This is a genomic window from Acidithiobacillus ferrooxidans ATCC 23270, assembly GCF_000021485.1.
Taxonomy (GTDB): Bacteria; Pseudomonadota; Gammaproteobacteria; order Acidithiobacillales; family Acidithiobacillaceae; genus Acidithiobacillus; species Acidithiobacillus ferrooxidans.
This window is the reverse complement of the sequence record NC_011761.1, coordinates 210394-229334: the sequence shown is the minus strand read 5'-3', so window position 1 is coordinate 229334 and position 18941 is coordinate 210394. Positions and strand designations below refer to the sequence as shown.

The window sequence follows — 18941 nt, the reverse complement described above, 5'->3', positions numbered from 1 at the left end:
AGTCAGGTTAACTTGGCAGAACCCCTCGCCAATTTAATAATTATGTCAGCTTGTTTTTGCTTTGGCAAATACAAATGCATCTGCATAAATGTGTTCCGGATTCAATCCAGCTCCCTGTAAAGCGGCGCTTAAGGAAAACACCATGTCCGGGTGCCCACAAATATAGGCGTCGAGCGTGCTCGCGTCCGGAAAGTCGTGGATCACTTGTGTCGTAACATAGCCGGTTGCTCCAGACCAGGAAGCATCGGGACGGGATACTATCCGGGTTACCTGAAAATGGTCATGACGCGCCTGCCATTCCCTCAGCAAATCCTGATAATAAAAGTCCTCCGGATGGCGCACACCCCAATAAAAATGGATCGGACGTATGGAGCCCTGCGCAAAGAGCGACTCGAGCATCGCCTTAATAGGTGCAAAACCGGTACCGGTAGCGACCATCAGTAAAGGACGGGTGGATTCCTGACGAATGAAAAAAGTGCCCAATGGTCCCTCGAAACGCAAGATGTCCTTTTCCTTCATCGCACTGAATACATGCCCGGTAAAGACGCCACCAGGTACTCTTTTGATGTGCAGCTCCAGGAGCGCATCGTCACCGGGTATGTTGGCGAGGGAAAAACCCCGTCGGCCACCGTCTTTCAGGAGAATGTCGATATACTGTCCAGGGAGGAACTGGAGACGCTCCGTAGTCGGAATTTTTAGAAAAACGGCGCGCACATCGGGTGCCAAATCGACTATTCTTGCTACCCGGGACGGTAGTGTTTTAATCTGGATATCCTTGGTGGCCCCGATCTCCCGAACTTCTATCGTCACATCGGACAGGGGTATTGCCTGACAGAAGAGCGCCAGGCCCGCATCCTTCTCGGCGGCCGACAAGATCTTTTCCTCCACCTTCCCGTAATCCACTTCTCCACGGAGAATACGTCCCTTGCAGGTCGCACAGGTACCATTGCGACAACCGTAGGGAATATGAAAACCATGCCGCAGAGCGGCCTCCAGGATGGTTTCATCTCTGTCGCAATCCATCTCGTGGCCGCTCGGTTCAATACGCAGGCGGTAAGTCATGAGCACATCCTTTCATAACGATTGATAAATGTTTCGGCGGGCATTCTAGCAGATGCGCGGCGTGATGGCCGCGCTTCACGGATACTCCCGGTTGAGATCGTAGCGATTCACGATCCGGCAGAACAATTCCGCCGTCTGGCGCGCATCATAGAGTGCCGAATGGGCTTGGGTATGATCCCAGTCCAGGCCGGCTGCCAGGGCAGCCTTGGCCAGCACGGTCTCACCATAGGCCAGTCCGGCCAGACTAACGGTGTCGAAGGTACTGAAAAGATGAAAGGGGTTATTCTTGACGCCGGTCCGTTTTTCTGCGGCCTTGATAAAGGACAGGTCAAAAGCGGCGTTGTGCCCCACGAGAATGGCACGTCGGCATTGAGCCACCTTTACGGCAGTGCGCACCGGCCTGAAAATCCCGCGCAGGGCTTCCTCCTCGGAAACAGCGCCGCGCAGTGCCTGAAAGGGATCAATACCCGTAAACGCCAGCGCTGCCGGGTCAAGCACCGCCCCGGCAAAGGGCTGGACCTGAAAGTGGTGGGTGGCTACGGGCCGCAACTGCCCCACTTCGCCACCGATGATGATCGCAGCCACTTCCAGCAGCGCATTACGTTCAGAGTCAAATCCTGCCGTTTCCACATCGACCACTACCGGCAAAAAGCCGCGAAACCGTCCGGCCAAAGCCGCCATCAGAAGTTACTCCTCAATCTGTTGTGAAAAAACCAGCGCATGCGGTGCAGCCAGCAAAACCGCTGTGGAAACACTCAGGGTGACAGCGGCTGTCAACATCACCATCACCACCAATTGCATGGATACCGCGGCAAGGGGCGCCGTACCCGCGAGAATCATTCCTGCGGTAATTCCTGGAATATGGATCATGCCGACGCTTTTCAGGCTGTCTATCGTCGGAATCAGGGAACTTCGCACCACCATACTGTACAGGCTGCGCATCGACTGACGGTGCGTGGCGCCAAGCGCCAGCATGGCCAGCAACAACGCCTCACGCTGGTCCACCTCGCTGCGCAGACGGTTAAGTGCCAGCGATACGGCGTTCATTGCATTGCCGATAATCATACCGCCAATGGGGACCAATGATTCGCCTCGCCAGAAAACCAGCCCGGAAAGGAGCATCCAACCGAGGGTGACCGTAGTCGCCACCGTGATGCTGATCACCCCGATCCAGTAGGCGTGCGGAATACCGGCACCACGCTTACGATTGAAACGACCAGCCATCAGGATCATGGCTATCAGAAAGAGCACCAGCAAAAACGGCTGATGCTGGCGGAACAGCCAACCCAGCAGAAACCCCATGATCCCCAACTGAACCGTCGCCCGGGCCGCCGACCACAGAAGCTCTTTGCCCACCCCCAGCTTTTGCCAGGCCGACAAGGCCCAGGCACTGCCGAGGAGGCCGGTCACCCCCGCCATGGTCCACGGTGAAAAGGTGCTGAAAATGTCCGGTGCGGCACTGTTCATCCGCGTTTGAACGCCTCTGTCAGCAATCGCCAGTCGCCCGCCACAAAACCCTCCAGGGGGCGAAAGCGCTTTTTATAGTCCATTTTGGGGCTGTTGGCGACCCAATAGCCCAGATAAAGATAGGGAAGGCCCAGCTTCCTGGTCCATTCAATCTGGCTGAGGATAGCAAAAATACCCAGGCCGCGTTGCGGCAGATCTGGTGTATAAAAGGTGTAAACCGCAGAGACGCCGCCGTCGAGCACGTCCACCAGTGCCACCGCCAACGGATGTTCATCCTGTTCAAAGACCAGGAGGCGGGCGTCCACGCCGCCGTTTTCGACGATCATTTCCCGGTACAGGCGATCCGCATGCTCGTCCATGCCACCCCCTGGGTGCCGCGAACACTGATACTCGGCGAAGAGACGTGCGTGGGCGGCTTCCCAGTGAGGGGGCTGCTCCCGTATCTGTATATCCTGATTGCATGCCCAGGTGCGCCGCTGGCCACGATCTGGCCGAAACTCCGCAACGGGGATGCGCACGGAAACGCAGGCATCGCATTGCGGGCACATCGGGCGGTATGCCACCGGACCATTGCGCCGGAATCCTTTCTGCAGAAGTTGGTCATATTGGGCGCTGCCCACCATCTCCCGGGGATCGCTGAGCACCAGGAGTTCTTCCTGATCCGGCAGGTAAGGACACTTCTGCAAGGCGGACAAATAAAAAGCCATGATTAAAACATCCCGGTCAGCGGTAACGAGATGTTCCAGTCTGCTTGCGTATGTTGGGTGCGCAGATCGGCAAGGGCACGCAGGAAATCACGACGGGGTATTTCCCGCGCGCCCATGCTCTGCAGATGCGGGGTGATGAACTGGGTATCGATCAGGCCAAAGCCCCAATGCTGGAGATGACGCGCCAGCAGAACGAGAGCCAGCCGGGAGGCATCGGGCACCCGACTGAACATGGACTCCCCGAAAAAAAGTCCGCCGAGGGCTACGCCGTAAAGTCCCCCGACCAGACGGTCCTGCTGATAGACTTCTATGGAATGTGCTGCTCCGGCCGCGAACAGGTCCAGGTAGGCGGCCCGCACCGCCGGGGTAATCCAGGTATCTCCCTGCCCTGGGCGCGGCGCTGCGCAAGCGTCGATGACACCGGCAAAATTGCTGTCCATGCGATATTGCCAGTCACGGTTACGGGCGGATTTGCGCAGACTGCGACTGACGTGTATCGCCGGGGGCTCGAGAATACCGCGGGGATCAGGTGACCACCAGAGAATGGGGTCTTCCTCGCCGAACCAGGGAAAGATGCCGTGGGCATAGGCCAGGAGCAGGCGTTCCCTGGATAAATCGCCGCCGATGGCGACCAGGTTGCCGTCGGCCTGCTCCGGGTCGGGGAAGGGGGCTGACCGGTCATGGCATTGCAGGAGGACCGGACGGACGCCCTCAGGGCGCAACTGCACTGCCTCCTGGCTGCATCAAAGACCAATTCCTCCATCGCGATACCAACTACTGGTAACTATAACCGTTTTGCAACGCCCGCAGAGCTGCCACCCGCGCCTCCAGACTGGGATGGGTGGCAAACCAACCGCGCCAGCTTCCGGAAATGTAGGCCGTCGCCATGGGATCGCGCACCACATCATGCACCACATGCAGGGCTTCCGCGCCCCGCTGCAGTTTTTGCAGGGCCGAGATCATCGGAGCCACGCCTACCTGCTCGGCGGCAAAACGATCCGCCGCGAACTCCCGACGGCGCGAAAACCAAGTGATGGGAATCAGCGCCAGGAAAGACAGGCCGATCTGCAGCACTATGGATACCGCAAAAGCAACCATGGGCCGGTCATCAAACTGCCGCGCGGCGAGCATGGACAACCAGAATACAAACGTATTCATCAGCCCCTGCAGCAAGGTGGTACTCACCATGTCGCCATTGTATACGTGCCCCATCTCATGGGCCAGTACCGCCCGCACCTCATTGTCGCTGAGGAGATTGACCAGGCCGCTGCTGACCGCCACCATGCTGTGGTTGCGCCCCGGTCCGGTGGCGAAGGCGTTAGGCTCATCATTCCAGTACACCCAGACTTCCGGCATGCGAATACCCAAACGATTGGCGAGCTGCGCCACTGAATCGTATACCAGATGTTCCTTGGCCGATTGCGGCGCATCGATGCGTTGCATCTGCAGGCCCGCGCGCGCCAGATGTTTCGACATCAGTAGCGAAATAAAGGCGCCGCCAAAACCGATCAGCAGCGCCCAGAGCAGGTCCGCGCCACTCACCGACCCGCGGAGGTCGACACCGAAGATCGGCAAAATGAAGTTGACCAGAATAGTAAAACTGATCGACAGGCTGACGAATATCAGCAGATTCGTCACCACCAACAGCAGTATGCTCTTGAATGATTTCATGACACGCACGCTCCATCAGAATACACCGACCTTACCGCGACGACTGAATTTCCACCCTGACATCGCGGCCGCTTGCCTTTTGTTTTTTATGACAATACGGAAACAGTCTAACATCAATACAGGACATCAGGAAGGGATAGACAAGGGCTCAGGATGGCGGGAGACCAGTGTGGCGCGTAAGGCAGCACCCCCAGACAGGGCGCCGCCAGCCGCCCTTGCAAGGTCTCCAATGTGCCCACCGCGACTGCGGGATTCAGGGTGTTTGCCACCCACCCGGCCAAGCGCAGTCCCCGTGCGCGGATGGCTTCGACGCTCAGCAGCGTGTGGTTGATGGCACCGAGCCGCAAGCCCACCACCAACAGCACAGGAAAATGCAGATCCCTGGCCAGTTCGGCAACGCCCCAGTCATCGCCCAATGGGGTAAGAAAACCACCGGCACCCTCCACCAGCACACAATCCATCGCCGCGGATTGCATCCGGACGAAAGCCGCCACCCGCCCACGCTCGACGGTGACGCCCGCCTGATGTGCCGCCCAGTGGGGCGCCACTGGCGGGTCGAAAGCATAGAGACCCGTTTCGGCAACACTGCGCGGGGGCTGGCTGGCGGCGCGCAAAATTTCCACGTCCTCCCAGGTACCGTCGGCCTCGACTCCAGAAACAATGGGTTTGAGGGCCGCCACCAGCATTCCGTGCTGCGCGCATTTGTGCGCGAGGGCAGCGGTGACAGCGGTTTTGCCGACACCCGTATCCGTACCGGTAACCAATAGTCCACGCAGTGGACCCGCATGCCGACGCGGCGAGGGATGCTCCCCGGTCATGGACGGCGTCGCAGCCGCGTGAGAGGAAAAACGATACTACCGTCTTCACGCGGAAGGGCGCGCGGTCCGCTGCCCCAAGCATGTCCGTAGACGACTTCATAGGTGGCAGGCAGGCGGCCGTCGGCGCGAAAATCCTCGTAGGCCTGCCGCAGTGCCTGCAGGCGGCGGGGGGTGAGCAGGCCACGGGCGCGACCTGCGGCGGCATTGGTGGCACCGATATTCCGCAGATCCCGCAGGAGATCGTCTACCGCCGCATAGGTGAGCTGATAACGTTCCACATCCAGGACGGGCATTTCGTAGCCCTGACGCACCAAGGCATCGCCAATATCATGCATGTCGATGAAGTGACTGACATGGGACTGGTCGTCTACTGCCGCAAAGGCCTGACGCAGTTCTTTGAGGGTGTCCGGACCGAGGGTGCTGAACATGAGCAGGCCGCCGGGACGCAGCACCCGTGCAAACTCGCGTAATACCTGATCCAGATCATTGCACCACTGAATGGACATGTTGGCGTAGAGCAGGTCGATGCTGGCCGTCGCCAGCGGTAAATTTTCCGCGTCGCCCTGGCAGAAATACTGACGTTGACGCCAGCCTTTACGACGCCGGGCCTGCTGTAACATGTTCGACGCCAGATCCAGGGCAAGCAGCCGCGCACGCGGATAACGGCGATTGAGACGGCGGCTTTGCAAGCCGGTACCACTGCCCATATCGAGTATCCATTGGGGTTCCAGCTTGACGAGGTCCAGTCGCTCAATGAGCTGCGCGCCGACCTGATCCTGCAAGACGGCACTGGTTTCATACCCGGCCGCTGCCTGCTCGAAAGCCCGCCGCACGGCGCGTTTTTCCATGAAAAAGGACGGGTTGCCGGAACTCATCCCCAGGTCTCCAGCAGCGCATTGGCGCAGGCTTCGGGGTGAGACAGAAAAGGGGCGTGACCAGCCTGTTCCAGGAGAGTAAACCGGCTGCCGGTCAGATGCTGGTGGAGATACTCACCGGCGCCGACGGGTACGATCCGATCCTGTCGCCCATGCACGATATGCACCGGCATGGGCACTCTGCTCAGTTGGCTGCGCAAATCCACCTCCCGCAGCAGGCCCAGCCCATCGGCAAGACAGGCCTGATCCGGCATGGGCCAGGAGGTGCTGAGGCCCTCCAGAACACGGCGTCCTTGTGGATCGTTCAACACTTGCAGGGCGAGGAAGCGCCGCCGGGTACCCTGGGGATCTACGCGCAGGCGTTGCGCGAAATCCTCCAGAGTCGCGGCAGGGATGGCCGGAGACCAGTCGGGGCGCTGGCAAAAGGCGGGAGAACTGGATACCAGCACCAGTCCCGCCAATAATTCGGGGTGCTGCAAGGCGATGCCCAGGGCCAACAAGCCCCCGAGAGACCAGCCGAGCAACAGGGGCTTGGGGGCCTCCTGAGCAAGCATCTGGCGGAGACTCTCCAGACTGGCAGACCAAGCCAGACCGGAGGGCGCACAGGGCGTCTGTCCGTGACCGGGGAGATCGTAGCTGATGCAGGTGAAATGGGTATCCAGAAGGGACCGCCAGGAAGCGAAGACCCGGCTTTCCATTCCCCAGCCATGGAGCAGCACCAGCGGACGTCCCCGACCACTGACCTGACGCGCCCAGTTCACAGGACCTCCCGGAGCGTGGTAGCCAGAAGCTCGATATCATCATGACTGTGCGCCGCACTGAGGGTGATACGCAGACGGGCGCTATCGGCAGGCACCGTGGGCGGCCGCACCGCCGGGCAGTAAAGGCCGGCACGGCGCAATTGGGCGCTGACCGTCAGCGCCCGCCGCGCATCGCCCAACAGGAGACCCTGAATAGGTGTCTCGCTGGCCAACCAGGGGGCATCGGGCACTTGCGCACGCAGATGCTGCCGGTGCTGTGTCAGGCGCTCGCGCCTGGCATCCCCATGCCGTAAAAGGTCGAGCGCGACGAGGGCGGCGGCCGCCAGGGCGGAGGGCAGGGCGGTATGGTAGATGAAGCTGCGGGCGCGATTACGCAGGAGATCCACCACGTCCTGACTCCCCGCCACGAAGGCGCCGTAAACACCGAAGGCCTTACCCAGGGTGCCCATGATGACGTCTACCCCGTGGATGTCCATATTCCAGTGCGCCGCGGTGCCTTGTCCCTCCGTCCCCAACACTCCAAAGGCATGGGCCTCGTCGAGAATGATCCCTGCGCCATACTGCTGCGCCAAGGTGGCGAGTTCAGGGAGCGGGGCGATGTCACCATCCATGCTGAACACCCCGTCCGTGATGATCCAGGCCTGCCCCCGGCCGCCGCGTTCCAACCATTGCGCCAGATGGGTCATATCGCCATGCCGGTAGCGATGCAGGCGCGCGCCGGAGAGACGCACCCCGTCCACCAGAGAGGCGTGGTTGAGACGGTCGGCGTAGACCCGATCACCGCGCCCGACCAGCGTGGAGATGACCCCCAGATTGGCCAGATAACCGCTACCAAAGAGCAGCGCCGCCTCCACTCCCAGCCAGCGGGCCAGGGCGTTCGCCAGCACGGCATGGGCGGGCCGCTCGCCACCGAGCAAGGGCGCGGCACCAGCCCCTACCCCACTCTGCTGAATCTCGGCGATGGCGGCATCACGTAAGGCCGACTCTGCGCTCAGGCCCAGATAATCATTACTGGCGAAGGACAGGAGCGGTTCGCCCCGCGTCCCCACAAAAGTGGGCGGCCCGCGCTCCGGCGCAGGTTGCAGTACCTGCAACTCCCGCCAGAGGTCGTGTGCACGCAAGGCGGACAATTCAGCGCGCCATGATTCTTCCCGTTCGCTATGCATAGTTTCTTATAGGGAGGGGCCTGTGCCTTGTCAATGGAGTGCTGGAGCGGGAGAATCGTAGCCGGTGACGATACTCGCCCTGCCAGATGGCTAAACAACCCAAGGAACTTCTTGCAACGGATTCTTCCACACCTGTCCCGGCTATATGACGCAGCGGGGCGTTTCAACCACTGGCTCTTCCCGGAACGCTGTCGTGCCTGCGGTGCGCCTGGCGCTCCGCTCTGCGCCGGCTGCTTCGGCGACTGGCCGCGCCTGCCCGCCGAGCGCTGCAGCTATTGCGCGCTACCTTTGCTGGACAATGGGGACTGCCCGGTCTGCTCGGTGGAAGCCCCCGCCTATGACCATGTCTATACCCCGTTTATCTATGCCGAACCCCTGAACACCGCCATCATCGCGTGGAAGTTTCAGCGGCGTCTGGACTGGACCAGACCTCTGGCTGACGCCTGGGCCAGTGCCTGGGGCGAACATCCGCCGTCCCGCCCGGAAGCGCTGCTGCCCGTGCCCCTGCATCGCCGGCGTCTGCGCGAACGCGGTTACAACCAGTCCATGCTGCTCGCCCGCCACTGGGGCAAGCGCTGGAGAATCCCGGTCATTCCTGGTGCGTTACGGCGGCGCCGCAGTACCGGCCATCAGCTTGGACTGAGCGCGGCCACCCGGCGGGAGAACCTGGATGCAGCCTTTGCCCTGCGCGAGCGCGTTCCGGATCATGTCGCCGTCGTCGATGACGTACTCACGACCGGAACCACTGCCGCCCAGATTGCCAGCACCCTGCGGGCTGCCGGTGTACAGCGCATTGACGTCTGGGTGCTCGCCCGTGCCCTCTGAGAGCCCATTGATGCTTGAGTCATTTTTGCACGTCATCCTGTATGAGCCGGAAATACCCCCCAATACCGGCAATATCATCCGCCTTTGCGCCAATACCGGAGCCACCCTGCATCTCGTCGAGCCTTTGGGCTTCGCCTGGGATGACCGCCGCCTGCGCCGCGCCGGGCTGGATTACCACGAATTTGCGCAAGTGCATCGCCATGCGGACTGGGCGAGCTGCCGGGCATTTTTAGGCGATGCGCATGTCTTTGCATTCAGCACCAAGGGAACGCAGTTCTATCACGACGTTGCGTACCAGCCCGGCGACGCGCTGCTTTTCGGCCCGGAGACCCGCGGCTTGCCTGCCCACCTCCTGAACAGCCTGCCCGCCAGGCAGGTACTGCGCCTGCCCATGCGCTCCGGCCAACGCAGCCTGAATCTGTCCAACGCCTGTGCTGTCGCCGTCTTCGAGGCCTGGCGGCAGATGGACTATTGCGGTGGTCTACATTCACCCCGGGGCACAGGATCAGATGGTATCCTGTGGTAAACTGATCGGTCAGAACACCAAGAGCTCATAACAGGGGGAATCCATGGCGCGTACACGTATCGCTGCGCTCCGTCTCGATGGCGAGGATGCAGAGCAAAAGCGGGAAGAGATTCGCAGGACCTTTCACGAGACTTTTTCGCTGTATGAACAGCTTTTCGATCACCTGGCAGAACCGGCGGCGTGGTATGAGAAGGCCATTCCCCTGCGTCATCCCCTGATCTTCTATTTCGGCCATAGCGCCACCTTCTATGTAAACAAGCTCCAGGTGGCCGGCCTGATCGGACGGCGCCTCGATCCACGTTTGGAGTCCGTTTTTGCGGTCGGCGTCGATGAAATGTCCTGGGATGACCTGGACGAAACCCATTATGACTGGCCCTCCGTCGATGACGTCCGTCAGTACCGGCAGCGGGTGCGGGAACTGGTGGACGGCCTGATCGGCGAGACGCCCCTGTCCCTGCCCATCACCTGGGATTCGCCGTGGTGGGTGATCCTCATGGGGATTGAGCATGAAAACATCCATCTGGAAACCAGTTCGGTGCTCATGCGGCAACTGCCCCTGTCCCGCGTCCGCCCCGTGGAAGCCTTCCGTCCCTGGACCCCCGCGGGGGCCGCGCCGGACAACATCCTGCAGGCCGTGGCGGGTGGCGCCGTCCGTCTGGGCAAAGAACGCGCTGATCCCCGTTATGGCTGGGATAATGAATATGGTCTTCATCAGGCGGCACTACAGCCCTTTCATGCCTCCCGCTTTTTGGTGAGCAATCAGGAATTCCTGGCTTTCGTGGAGCAGGATGGCTACAGCGACAGCCGCTGGTGGACCGCGGAGGGCGATCGCTGGCGCCGCTTCAGCCAGGCGCGGCACCCGACTTTCTGGGTCCCGGATCAGGACACCTGGCGGCTGCGCCTGATCGCGGAGGAACGCCCCATGCCGTGGAACTGGCCGGTGGAGGTGAACGCGCTGGAAGCCGACGCCTTCTGCCGCTGGAAATCGGCCGGGACCCGTCAGAGCCTGCGTCTGCCCAGCGAGGATGAGTGGCGGCGTCTGCGTGACCTCAGCGGACTGGCGGACAGTGATGCCTGGGATGATGCGGTGCCTGGCAATATCGGACTCGCCGCAGGCTGCTCGCCCTGCCCCGTAGATCAATTCAGACAAGGGGATTTCTACGATGCGGTCGGCAACGTCTGGCAATGGACCGCGACGCCCATCTACCCCTTTCCCGGTTTCGAGGTGCATCCGGTTTATGATGACTTCACGGTGCCCACCTTCGACCAGCAGCACAATCTCATCAAGGGCGGCTCATTCATCAGTCTCGGCAACGAAATGCAGCGGGAGGCCCGCTATGCCTTCCGCCGCCATTTCTTCCAGCATGCGGGATTCCGCTATGTCGCCTCGCCCAATGCGCTGCCTGAGGTACCGGTCTATGAGAGTGACGCCCTGGTCTCCCAGTATGCGGAATTTCACTATGGGCGCGAATACTATGGGGTGGCCAATTTTGCGGCAAAGGTCGTGGGAATCGCGGTGGAGGCTATGGCCGGCAGGCCTTTACGTCGCGCTCTGGACATCGGTTGTGCCGTAGGCCGCGGTAGTTTTGAACTGGCAAGGCATTGCCCCGAGGTCACCGGCCTCGACTTCTCGGCACGCTTCATCAGCGTAGGCGTGCAACTGCGCGAGCGCGGACACTTCTCCTACACCCTGACCGAAGAGGGTGAACTGCAAAGCTATCAAACGGCGGATCTCGCCACCCTGGGGCTAACCGGGGCTGCAAACCGGGTCCGCTTCTTTCAGGCCGACGCCTGCAATCTGAAGCCCCTGTACCGGGATTATGATCTGGTGGTGGCGGCCAACCTCATCGACCGTCTGCACCACCCCCGCAAATTTCTGGAGGACATCGCCGACCGCATCCTTCCCGGCGGTTTACTGGTCATCACGTCGCCCTACACCTGGTTGGAAGAATATACCGCGCGGTCGGAGTGGCTCGGCGGTTTCAAACGAGATGGAGAGAATCTGAGCACCTTCGACGCCCTGCGGGAAATTTTGTCCGGACCATTCCGTCTGCGCGATGGCAGCCCGCAGGATCTGCCCTTCGTCATCCGCGAAACGGCGCGCAAATATCAGCACAGCATCGCGCAGGTGACCATCTGGGAACGCTTATGAGCGCGGAACGGGGCGGCGCCGACTTCGACAGGGTCATTCCACGACGCGGAACCGGATGCCTCAAATGGGATGGTGCGGCAGAACGTTTTGGCGCCGAAGTGCTGCCCATGTGGGTGGCGGACATGGATTTCGCCGCACCCGACGCGGTCATCGCCGCTTTGCAGGAACGCCTGAATCATCCCGTTTTCGGTTATCCGGGCAATGAAGGGACCATGTTGCAGGCCGCCGCCGATTGGCTGGCCAGACGCCATGACTGGCGGCCGGAAAACGACGCGATCGCCTGCATCAGCGGTGTCGTTCCCGCCCTTTACGCAGCCGTACGTGCCTTCACCCGACCGGGCGAGGCGATCATCGTCATGCCTCCCATTTATCCGCCGTTCATGACTGCAGTGGAGGACAACGGGCGGGAATTGCTGCTGGCTCCGCTGATCGCGGATGACACCGGCCATTACCGCATGAACTGGGATGCCCTGGAAATCGCCGTCCAGCGGGCCAAACTGTTGCTCCTCTGCTCGCCCCACAACCCGGTGGGGCGAGTCTGGACAGCGGAAGAACTGCAACGACTGGGCACACTTTGCGCCGATGCCGGCTGCGTGGTGGTCAGCGATGAAATCCATGCCGACCTCAGTCAGCATCCGCACTGCCCTTTCCCCAGTCGCTTCCCACGCTCGATCCTCCTGACCTCTGCCGGCAAAAGCTTCAATCTGGCGGGACTGGGTGGCGGGGTCAGCGTTATCCCCGACGCCGGGCTGCGTCGCACCTTTCTGACTGAAGTCCGGCGCAGTCAGATTCAGCACACCAACCTCTTCGCCCTGACCGCCATGACCTGCGCCTGGCACCGCGGCGCAGAATGGCAGTCCGCATTGCGCGGTTATCTGGCGGACAACGCCCGTTTCATCAGCGAATACCTGGTGCGGGAGCTACCCGAGGTCGGCTATCGGCAACCGGAGTTCGGGTACCTCGCCTGGCTGGACGTGCATCATTACGGCAACGATGAGACGCTGGCGCGGCGTCTGCTGCAAGCGGGTCTTGGCCTCAATCCCGGCCCCAGTTTCGGATCGGGCGGCGAGGGTTTCGTGCGACTGAACTTTGCCACCCCCCGAAGCATGCTGGAAGAAGGGCTGGGGCGGTTGCGACAGGCCTTGCACCGCTAGTCCGGGAAAACTTTCCACAGGCAACCGCCCCGACGACGGTATCGGAACGGCTTGCCCTACCCTACAATACGTTCCACCGAACGGAGGAGACCAGAGAAAAGTGACAGAGGTGCAGGGTAGCCTGAAGCAAAAAGCGGTGGCCACGCTGGCAGCGGGCATTCTGCGCGGGGCGGGTTACCTGCCGCAGCGCTGGCGTGCAGCCCTCGGTGCAATGCTCGGTGATTTGGTGCGGCTCAGTATGAGCCGGGCGCGCAAAGTGGTGGACACCAACCTCGCCATTGCTTTCCCCATGATGAGTCTGGCCCAGCGGCATACTCTGCGGCGCGCGCATTTCCGGGCACTGGGCCAGGCGGCCCTGGAGTTGGGACCACTGTGGTACTGGCCCTTGCCCCGCGCCCTCGGCCTGATCCGCGAAGTGCGTGGGGACGATCTGGTGGACGCCGCTCTAGCCAAAGGACATGGGGTGATTCTCTTCACCGCGCACCTCGGGGCCTGGGAAGCCGCGGTGCTCTACATCGGGCAGCGCTGGCCGGTAACCGTACTCTACATGGAGACCCGCAACCCGGCTGTCAACACACGCATTGTGGCCGGGCGCGGGCGCAGTGGTGCGCAATTGGTCCCCAAGGAGGGAGGTATCCGCCCCCTGCTCCACGCGCTGCATCAGGGCAGGGCCATCGGTATACTTCCGGATCAGAACGTCGATCCGCGCGAAGGGGATTATGCCCCGTTCTTCGGCCGTCCTGCCTGCACGACACCTTTGCTGGGCCGGCTGGCGGCGCGGCGCGGGAGCCCGGTGTTCGGACTCTTCGCCTATCGGCTGCCGGGTGGTGAGGGTTTTCATATCGAGATTGTGCCCATGCCGGAATCCTTCCCGAGCGGGGATGCCACAGCCGATGCCACGGCGATGAATGCGGCACTGGAGACTGCCATCCGTAAAGCCCCTGAACAGTATTGGTGGGTTCACCGTCGTTTCAAGGATCAGCCGGAAGGCTGGGACTATCCCTATTAAAAAACTTACGGAACGAGATGATCCAGCAGGGACAAAGTACGCCTCAGCGCACCACGCTGCTGCTGCAGAAACGCCAGGGCACGGTCGCCCATCTCCGTCGCTGGCCCCTGGGTAGTCAACCACGCAGCCAACTGCGCTACCAGGGCCTCGACATCCACCACCTGAACCGCGGCGTTGGCCGCCAGCAAATCCTGGGTGATGCCCTTAAAATTATCCATATGCGGGCCGAAGGTAACCGGCCGGGCCAGTGCCGCAGCTTCCAGGGGATTATGCCCCCCCGCCGGCACAAAACTGCCACCGATGGTCACCACATCTGCCGCCGCGTAGAAGTCCATCACCTCACCCAGTGTATCTATCAGAAAAACCGCATGCCCCCCCACATCCTCGGCACGTGAGCGCAAGGCAAAGGACACCCCCTTTGCCTGCATCCGTGCCATCACCTCCAGTCGCCGCGAGGGATGACGCGGAATCAGCACCAGCAGCAGATCCGGCCATTGGCGCTGCAAGTCTTCCAGCGCCGCCAGCGCCATCTGCTCCTCACCGGCATGCGTAGAAGCGAATACCCAGACCGGTCGCCCAGCGAAGCGCTGCCGCCACTGCCCCCCCCGCTCCCGCGCGGCGACGGGTTCGGGCAGGTCATATTTGATATTACCGGTCACCACCACATGCTCTGCGCCCAGGCGGCGAAAAGCCGCCGCATCCTCCGAACTCTGGGCCGCAACAGCGCTCATGCTGGCCAATGCGGGGGTAAAGAGCATCCGGAAACGGGCATAACCCCGAAGTGAGCGCTGCGAGAGCCGGGCATTGGCCAGCATCAGGGGCACGCCCTGGCGGCGGGCCGCATGACAGAGATTGGGCCAGATCTCCGTTTCCATGATAATCCCCAGGCGCGGCCGCTGGCGGCGCAAAAAGCGTGTGACCGCCGCGGACAGGTCATAAGGCAGGTAATGCTGCAGCACCTCCGTACCCAAACGCTGACGGACTACAGCAGCACCCGTCGGCGTTGTGCTGGTCATCAGAATGGGCAGCTCCGGATAACGTCCCTGCAACGCCCGCACCAGGGGGATCGCCGCGATGGTCTCCCCCACACTCACCGCATGAATCCAGATAGGCCGATCCGAACGGCGCGGCCCCCAGCCGAAACGCTCCCACCAGCGCTCCCGGTAGGCAGGCCGGCGCCAGGCTCGCCAGAGGGTAAAACCCAGGACGACAGGGCTGAGCAGCCAGAGCAGAAAGGCGTAGAGGCGGCGACTCATCATTCGCGGTGCAAAATACGGTCGGTCAGCCAGTCCAGACGATACCAGGGCCGGAAGTTTTTCAGGATGTGCTCGCGATCATACCCGTCCTGGATCCAGGCACGCAGGGTCAAGCCGGGCTGGCAGGCGGCAGCATCGTGGTAATTGACGAAAAACCAGTCGAGAATGCCGGTATTGGCGTGCCGGATATGACCGAAAGGCCACAAGCGCAGTTGCCGCTGCGCCGCGCTGAGGGGTATCCCCAGCACCAGATGCAGATAGAGCACGCTGATGAAACCGGCCCGATCCGCGCCGGATTTGCAATGCAGCAAAAAAGGTTGGGGTAATTGATCCAGCACCGCTATGCCCGCCAGCAACTTGTCGCGTTCCGGCAGATCCCGGGAGCCGAAGCCGTGCAGGGTCAGGTGCGTCATGCCCAGGGCATCACAAGCCTCCTGCTCCAGACGGTAATGGGGTTCGTGGGGTGCCGGGGCACGCAGGTTCAATACCGTGCAGAGACCATACTTTTGCTGCCAGTGCCGTAACTGGACCGGCGACGGCTGGGCCGAGCGAAACACCCCTGGCGCAATCTCGTGAAAGTTTGCATAAAACAGTTCGCGGAAAATGCCGTGATCCGTCCAGAACTGATGGCGCCGATAGCGGCGGCGCTCGTCTGGCAGGAGCACCAGAGGGGTTTTCATGATCGGTGCTCCAGCAAAGGGGATAAGGCCGTCCAGACCTGCTCCGGGCGCAAGGACTGCTGGCAGACTATCAGGCCATTTTTCGCTTCCGGCAACGCGCATCGGGATTTACCGCAAGGAGAGCAAGGCTCGGAACTTTGCAGGGTGGCCTGACGGCTCTCTGCCACAGAAAACCGCCCGCTGGCCGTTGGTCCGTACAAAGTAACCCCCGCCAGACCCAGGGCACCGGCCAGATAAGAAAGGCCTGTATCCATACCGACATAGGCATCAGCCCGCACGATCAAGGCGGCAAGCTCCAGCAACGTGGCGGGGGGTAGGGCGACCACATTATCCGCTTGTTCCGCAATGCGCCGGGCGCGCGCCGCCTCGCGCGCACTGCCTGCGGGCAGCAACAAGCGCAATCCCGCCTGCTTCAGGGGGGTGGCCAATGCCCGCCAATAGTCTTCCCGCCACTCCTTGTTCTCCCACGAGGTTCCGTGAAAACCCAGCACAAAGGGCTGCTGCACCAGTTCACCCCAAGGCTGCGCCAGTGTGTCTTTACGCAGGCGCGCGGCAGCCACCTGCAAACCATAATCTGACGGCGTTTCCGGTAAGGGATAGTCCAAAGCCTGTGCGAACAGCTGGCGATTCCGACTGATGGCTGGCTGTCCCCAGGCCACGCGAAACCGGCGATGATAAAGCCGGCTGGCACCCGGTTCGCGGGCGCTGGCGGCATCCAGACCCCACAGGGGCGAACCACCCAGACGCCCCAGCAAGGCGCTTTTGTAGAGGCCCTGGGCGTCGAGAATGTGCTCGTAACGCTCGCTCCGTAGACTCCGGCGTAAGTCCCGCAGCGCAGCCGCCAAGCCTCGCCACCGTTCTTTATGCACGCGCAGAGAGAAGGGGATCACCCGCGTGACCCCGGGATGCAACTGGGCGATGGGCGCGAATGCGGGCTCAACCAACCAGTGTAAGCATAGATCCGGGCGGGCCTGCCACATATCCGTCACCGCGGGCAGGGTATGCAGCACGTCGCCCATGGAACTGAGGCGCAGTAGCAGAATCTTCATCACTGACTATGGTCTCTGAGTTCCAGCGCCATGGCATATTTCATGAATGCCCCCAGTGCCGTAGTCCACGCGATGGCGGCACCCTCCACACCATCCAGAAATCCCAAGCGCCAGAAATAGCCGCGCCAAAAAGCCGCCAGCGCGTGGGTCATGGGCATGTAAGCATGGAGCATTTTGCCGTGCTGGTGGACCTGCTGGGCATTGAGGATGGCGTAAAGGCGCAGTTTATCCAGCATATCCGCATAGCTGGGAAAAGAATGATGGTCCAGGATATATCCCTGCATACGCCGCGTCTCCCCCTGACCATGCCAGCTTTCATGCACCGTATCCTCGGGACGATAGTGCCCATAGCGTCGGTTAAAAAGCCGCACCACATAATCCCGGCTCCAGTCTCCGTGGCGTATGGCCTTGCCGTGAAGGTAATTATAACGCCTTAGCGCATAAGCAACATGAGGGTCGCTATTCCGCACCACATCCACAATGGCAGAACGCGCCTGATCGCGCAAAATTTCATCCGCGTCCAACATCAGTATCCAGTCATTTTCCGCCGACTCCACGGCAAACTGCCGCTGCGCACCAAAGCCGGGCCAGGGCCTGTGAATGATCTTTACACCCATTTCCGTTGCGATGGCCAGCGTATCATCCGTAGAACCACTATCTACCAGAACAATTTCTGCACCTAACGGCGCTACGCTGCCCAGCGATGCACGCAGCAACCGCCCGGCATCTCTGGTAATATAAATGACTGATAGAGCACTAGCCGCCACGGCCACCCGATCTCCATAAGAAGTACTCATTTATTTACCGCACTTCCCCGGCAGGCCCCAGTGTGCTGGCCGGAACAGAAGATGCCACATCAGTATTCCTCCGTAGGTCAAACAACGTTTCCGCTGACGAGGAAGAAGCCCGAGAGTAAGCACCATTGCTATTCCATTGGCAAGAAAGTCAATTGCCGCTTTTACTGGCATCCACAAAGATAAAACCACCCAGGGAATGCGGCCCTCCACCTTACGGGCATAGAGCAACCGTGAGCGCTGAAATTCAATGCGCGACCCTACCTGAAATTTCCTGGCGGTGCCACCAAGGGCGTGCTCTACCCTGGCATCTGGACAAAACACCACGTCGAATCCAAGACGATGGGCACGTGCGCACCATTCCGTTTCTTCCAGATAAAAGAAGAAATCTTCGTCCAACATGCCCAATTGAGGCAAGAAAGAACGGCGTACCGTCATTGCTGCACCGATCAGGCTGGGAACATTTACCGATTGACGCTCCCCTGATAGACGCCCACCGAAGTATTTTGGTGCCACTCTTTTGAGCAGTGCCCTTGGCAATATTTCGTGCCAGAATCGCGGCAATGCCGCCACGACATTTTGTGTACGACCGACCGGATCAATCAGACGGGCACCCACGAGGGCCGCTCGAGGCCAGGCCAGAAAACAGCATGTCACAGCCTCCAGCGTACCCGATAATAGTTGCGCGTCATTATTCAGAACCATGACGAAATCACGATCAGCGACCGCCAACCCCTGGTTGACCGCACGGGCGAAGCCGGCATTACAACTGTTCGCCAATATCTTGATGTCGGGAAACCGTTGCGAAATCACCTCCACCGACCCGTCATCGCTACCATTATCGATGACGATACAATGTTGCGCCAACACGCCCTCCGCAAGACAGGAAGAAATTGCGTCAAGTGTTTTTGATACGCCATTATAGTTAACAATAATAACGCAAAATTTCATAGCCATATGCCCTGGCTT

The 18941-nt window shown here is 60.9% G+C and carries 20 protein-coding genes; 5 read left to right on the top strand and 15 right to left on the bottom strand.

Annotated elements, in window-relative coordinates; genetic code table 11:
• Positions 1–45: 45 nt before the first annotated feature.
• From AFE_RS01180 to bioF, 10 genes are all read right to left on the bottom strand, one after another.
• The gene (locus AFE_RS01180) at positions 46–1062 is read right to left on the bottom strand and encodes a CDP-6-deoxy-delta-3,4-glucoseen reductase (protein WP_012536047.1); all 1017 of its coding nucleotides are present in this window, start codon (positions 1060–1062) and stop codon (positions 46–48) included.
• A gap of 75 nt (positions 1063–1137) precedes the next feature.
• Entirely contained in the window at positions 1138–1743 is a 606-nt protein-coding gene (gene rnt / locus AFE_RS01175) for a ribonuclease T (protein WP_012536046.1), read from the bottom strand.
• A 6-nt stretch (positions 1744–1749) separates the two neighbouring features.
• On the bottom strand, positions 1750–2529 hold the full coding sequence (locus tag AFE_RS01170) for an ABC transporter permease (protein WP_009560928.1): 780 nt from the start codon (positions 2527–2529) through the stop codon (positions 1750–1752).
• Positions 2526–3236, bottom strand: a complete 711-nt coding sequence (locus tag AFE_RS01165) for an arginyltransferase (protein WP_012536045.1) — start codon at positions 3234–3236, stop codon at positions 2526–2528. The genes AFE_RS01170 and AFE_RS01165 overlap by 4 nt, the downstream gene beginning before the upstream one ends.
• 2 nt (positions 3237–3238) lie before the next feature.
• Complete coding sequence (aat, locus tag AFE_RS01160; RefSeq protein ID WP_012606530.1) at positions 3239–3964, bottom strand: leucyl/phenylalanyl-tRNA--protein transferase; 726 nt, start codon at positions 3962–3964, stop codon at positions 3239–3241.
• Positions 3965–4010: 46 nt separating this feature from the next.
• Positions 4011–4907, bottom strand: coding sequence for a protease HtpX (gene htpX / locus AFE_RS01155; protein WP_012536043.1), 897 nt, complete (start codon positions 4905–4907; stop codon positions 4011–4013).
• Between the two features lie 113 nt (positions 4908–5020).
• On the bottom strand, positions 5021–5725 hold the full coding sequence (gene bioD, locus AFE_RS01150) for a dethiobiotin synthase (RefSeq protein ID WP_009563102.1): 705 nt from the start codon (positions 5723–5725) through the stop codon (positions 5021–5023).
• A complete protein-coding gene (gene bioC / locus AFE_RS01145; protein WP_012606529.1) occupies positions 5722–6600 on the bottom strand; it encodes a malonyl-ACP O-methyltransferase BioC in 879 nt (292 codons plus the stop codon). Before bioC ends, bioD begins: the two co-directional genes overlap by 4 nt.
• Positions 6597–7361: a pimeloyl-ACP methyl ester esterase BioH gene (gene bioH / locus AFE_RS01140; RefSeq protein ID WP_009563104.1), complete on the bottom strand. Its 765-nt coding sequence runs from the start codon at positions 7359–7361 to the stop codon at positions 6597–6599. The genes bioC and bioH overlap by 4 nt, the downstream gene beginning before the upstream one ends.
• Positions 7358–8527: an 8-amino-7-oxononanoate synthase gene (bioF, locus tag AFE_RS01135; protein WP_012536041.1), complete on the bottom strand. Its 1170-nt coding sequence runs from the start codon at positions 8525–8527 to the stop codon at positions 7358–7360. Before bioF ends, bioH begins: the two co-directional genes overlap by 4 nt.
• Before the next feature lie 111 nt (positions 8528–8638).
• Here bioF and AFE_RS01130 point away from each other — a divergent pair, with 111 nt between their 5' ends.
• From AFE_RS01130 to AFE_RS01110, 5 genes are all read left to right on the top strand, one after another.
• Complete coding sequence (locus tag AFE_RS01130) at positions 8639–9352, top strand: ComF family protein (protein ID WP_009563107.1); 714 nt, start codon at positions 8639–8641, stop codon at positions 9350–9352.
• A gap of 10 nt (positions 9353–9362) precedes the next feature.
• Entirely contained in the window at positions 9363–9878 is a 516-nt protein-coding gene (trmL, locus tag AFE_RS01125; RefSeq protein WP_012536040.1) for a tRNA (uridine(34)/cytosine(34)/5-carboxymethylaminomethyluridine(34)-2'-O)-methyltransferase TrmL, read from the top strand.
• Positions 9879–9921: 43 nt separating this feature from the next.
• A complete protein-coding gene (ovoA, locus tag AFE_RS01120) occupies positions 9922–12030 on the top strand; it encodes a 5-histidylcysteine sulfoxide synthase (RefSeq protein ID WP_009563113.1) in 2109 nt (702 codons plus the stop codon).
• Complete coding sequence (locus AFE_RS01115) at positions 12027–13184, top strand: pyridoxal phosphate-dependent aminotransferase (protein ID WP_012536039.1); 1158 nt, start codon at positions 12027–12029, stop codon at positions 13182–13184. Before ovoA ends, AFE_RS01115 begins: the two co-directional genes overlap by 4 nt.
• A 100-nt stretch (positions 13185–13284) precedes the next feature.
• Positions 13285–14193, top strand: coding sequence for a lysophospholipid acyltransferase family protein (locus AFE_RS01110; protein WP_009566952.1), 909 nt, complete (start codon positions 13285–13287; stop codon positions 14191–14193).
• Positions 14194–14198: 5 nt separating this feature from the next.
• On the opposite strand, the gene waaA is transcribed toward AFE_RS01110, so the two are convergent.
• The 5 genes from waaA to AFE_RS01085 are packed head-to-tail and all read right to left on the bottom strand — an operon-like array spanning position 14199 to position 18929.
• Positions 14199–15452, bottom strand: coding sequence for a lipid IV(A) 3-deoxy-D-manno-octulosonic acid transferase (gene waaA / locus AFE_RS01105; protein ID WP_012536038.1), 1254 nt, complete (start codon positions 15450–15452; stop codon positions 14199–14201).
• On the bottom strand, positions 15449–16129 hold the full coding sequence (locus AFE_RS01100; RefSeq protein WP_012536037.1) for a tyrosine-protein phosphatase: 681 nt from the start codon (positions 16127–16129) through the stop codon (positions 15449–15451). Before AFE_RS01100 ends, waaA begins: the two co-directional genes overlap by 4 nt.
• The gene (waaC, locus tag AFE_RS01095) at positions 16126–17178 is read right to left on the bottom strand and encodes a lipopolysaccharide heptosyltransferase I (RefSeq protein ID WP_012536036.1); all 1053 of its coding nucleotides are present in this window, start codon (positions 17176–17178) and stop codon (positions 16126–16128) included. The genes AFE_RS01100 and waaC overlap by 4 nt, the downstream gene beginning before the upstream one ends.
• Positions 17178–17975: a glycosyltransferase family 2 protein gene (locus AFE_RS01090; protein WP_012606527.1), complete on the bottom strand. Its 798-nt coding sequence runs from the start codon at positions 17973–17975 to the stop codon at positions 17178–17180. The genes waaC and AFE_RS01090 overlap by 1 nt, the downstream gene beginning before the upstream one ends.
• Positions 17976–18929, bottom strand: coding sequence for a glycosyltransferase family 2 protein (locus tag AFE_RS01085; RefSeq protein WP_225487400.1), 954 nt, complete (start codon positions 18927–18929; stop codon positions 17976–17978). It abuts the gene before it with no gap.
• Positions 18930–18941: the final 12 nt, after the last annotated feature.